We start from the raw sequence: 2,940 nt of genomic DNA, 5'->3' as shown, positions 1-2,940 counted from the left end.
TTAGAAGTGTGGGGGTGGTGTCCGCTAGGATGAAATTGCGGAGTTATGCGAATGGGGTGTGTCTAGCGGTAGATCGAGAATGATTTGTGAGGCGGAGAGGTATGCTGGGGAGATACAGGGTGCATTAACGTTGTTAATGCACCCCTGGAACCTATGACTTCTTACGGTTCTTGTAGTACTTTTTCTTACGCGGTTTCGGACGGTCAGCCTGATCGAGGAATTCAAAGTCGATCTTGCGCTGGTCCATATCCACCTTCACCACACGAATCTCGACGGTGTCGCCCAAGCCATAACTGGTGTGGGTTTTATCGCCCACCAAACGCTGCTTGGCTTCGTCAAAGTGATAGAAGTCACTCTTCAGGCCTGAGACATGGATCATGCCTTCGACCTGAATATCTTCGATCTCGATAAACAGACCAAAGCTCGCCACGCTGCTGATGATGCCGGTAAAGGTCTCACCGATGAAATCCTGCATGTATTCGCACTTCAGCCACGCTTCTACATCCCAGCTGGCTTTATCTGCACGGCGGGATGCGTCAGAACAGTGTTCCGCCAGCATCAGCATCGCTTGCATGTCGTACGGATAGCTCTTCGTTGGCTCAAGCAGTGGGGCGTTCTTGATGCGGTTTACAGGATCGGTGCCTTTACCTGTAATGCGTTTCAGCGCCCGGCGGAACGCGCCACCACTCTCGTTACGACGGATCACGGAGCGGATTGCGCGGTGGACCAACAGATCCGGGTAGCGGCGAATCGGAGACGTGAAGTGTGCGTAGGCCGCGTATGCCAAGCCAAAGTGGCCCAAGTTATCCGGGCTATATTCCGCCTGACTCAGAGAGCGCAACATCATGGTGCGGATGATATGTGCATCAGGGCGATCCCCCAGAGTGCTCAGCAGCTTGTCATAGTCGGTCGGAGTGGGTTTATCACCGCCGCCCAGATTCAGGCCGCGCTCACCCAGAAAGGCACGTAGATTCTTAAGCTTCTTCTCCAGCGGGCCATCATGGACACGGTACAACGCCGGGATCTGAAGCTGCTCCAAAAAGCCTGCGGTTGCAACGTTGGCACACAACATAAACTCTTCGATCATCTTGTGCGCATCGTTACGGACAACCGGAACGATCTGGTCGATCTTGCGGTTTTCGTCAAACTGGAACTGTACTTCACGGGTTTCAAAATCGATAGAACCGCGCTTAGTACGGGCTTTACGTAGCGCGCCGTACAGGTTATGCAGTTCATACAGGTGTGGAACCACCGCTTTGTGTTTACGGCTGACCTCTTTGCCCACACCGGAGTTTGCATCCGCGATCAGTGCGCCGACCTGTGTGTAGGTCAGACGGGCGTGGGAGTGGATCACCGCTTCAGAGAAGGTGAAGTCGGTCATCTTGCCAGCGGTGTTGATGGTCATTTCACACACCATCACCAGACGATCCACGTGTGGATTCAGTGAGCACAGTCCGTTGGACAGAGCTTCTGGTAGCATCGGTACAACATGACCGGGGAAGTACACGGAGGTACCACGCTCGCGCGCTTCCTGATCCAATGCGCTATCCGGTTTAACGTAGTGAGATACGTCCGCAATGGCAACAAACAGTTTCCAGCCACCTTTGCTCTTCTCGCAGTACACCGCATCATCAAAGTCTCGGGCATCTTCGCCGTCGATGGTCACAAACGGTAACTTACGCAGATCGGCACGGTGTGCTTTGTCGGCTTCAGCGACTTCACTGCCCATCTGGTCAGCCGCTTGAATAGCGTCTTGTGGCCAGCGATGGGGAATGTCGTGACTACGGATCGCCACATCAATCTCCATACCCGGAGACATGGAGTCGCCCAGTACTTCGATCACGCGGCCGGTTGCATTGTAGCGGTTACACGGTTGTTCAAGGATCTCAACGGAGATGTACTGGCCCAGTTCTGCACCGGCCAGATCGTCTTCATCAATGTCGATTTCGTTGGTAATGCGGCGGTTTTCCGGCTCAAGGAAAAATACGCCGTCTTCGTCCTTCGCCAAACGACCTACCAGTTCGGTGGTTTTATGTTCGAGGACCTTAACGATTTTGCCTTCTTTACGACCGCGACGGTCAACGCCACTCACTCGTACCTGTACCCGATCACCGTCAAAAACGGATTCCATCTGGGTGTTAAACAGGAACAGGTCATCACCGCCTGCATCGCAGGACAGGAAACCAAAACCGTCCGGGTGCCCGATAACGGTGCCGGTGATCAGCTCTTCTTCACGCAGCAGGCTGTAACCACGACGGGGGTTGAAAACAACCTGACCGTCACGTTCCATCGCGCGTAAACGACGGCGCAGTGCTTCCTGTTCTTCTTCGAGGAACAGCTCCATCTCATCCGCCAGTTCCTGACGGTTAAGAGGTGATTTTTGTTTACCCAGCAGATTCATGATGAATTCACGATCAGGAATCGGGTGGCTGTATTTTTCTTTGTCTGAGGATTTAATCGCCCCAGATGAATGCTTACTCATTATCTCTTCTCAAAAAAGCCGCAAACGGTGCGTACAGTGCGTAATGAAATGAGGTGTCTAGACAGATCAGATATAACGCGGCAGCGATGCTGGCTGGTGTCTCTCACGCTCAGTGAGGACGTAAATTCGGCAGACACTCCAGCGGGGATAACGCTGAATGTCGATGATTCATGTCGGGCCTTCAATCTAAGGTCAATCCAAACATGGGTATGCTTAACGACGCTTAATCCGAGTATAGATCGTTATACTCAAAAGCTTACTTAAAGGACTAAGTGTCGGTATGTCTATCGCTTCAACGAAGCACTTTCGGATATAGATGCCAATGTCCTGAAATTATGATGCACGTATGTTGCAAAGATCTTTAAGCGCGGGAAATAAGACTGGAATTTAAAACTGAGGGACGGGAATACTTTAAGTAGTTCAACGACTTGCTGAGATTTTAAAAAATAGAATTGTTT

At 51.8% G+C, this 2,940-nt stretch carries 1 protein-coding gene; it reads right to left on the bottom strand.

Annotated features, from left to right (window positions below):
- Positions 1 to 151: 151 nt before the first annotated feature.
- On the bottom strand, positions 152 to 2,482 hold the full coding sequence (rnr, locus tag ABYW01_RS18105) for a ribonuclease R (RefSeq protein WP_372835527.1): 2,331 nt from the start codon (positions 2,480 to 2,482) through the stop codon (positions 152 to 154).
- Positions 2,483 to 2,940: the final 458 nt, after the last annotated feature.

It is taken from the genome of Pontibacterium sp., from assembly GCF_041587635.1.
In the GTDB taxonomy this organism is placed as follows: domain Bacteria; phylum Pseudomonadota; class Gammaproteobacteria; order Pseudomonadales; family Balneatricaceae; genus Pontibacterium.
The sequence above is the reverse complement of the archived record's forward strand: the minus strand, read 5'-3'. Positions and strand labels throughout refer to the sequence as shown.

What these genes read in the sequence shown, in the direction of transcription:
- rnr (WP_372835527.1), bottom strand. Translation starts at nt 2,482, where the DNA reads ATGAGTAAGCATTCATCTGGGGCGATTAAATCCTCAGACAAAGAAAAA.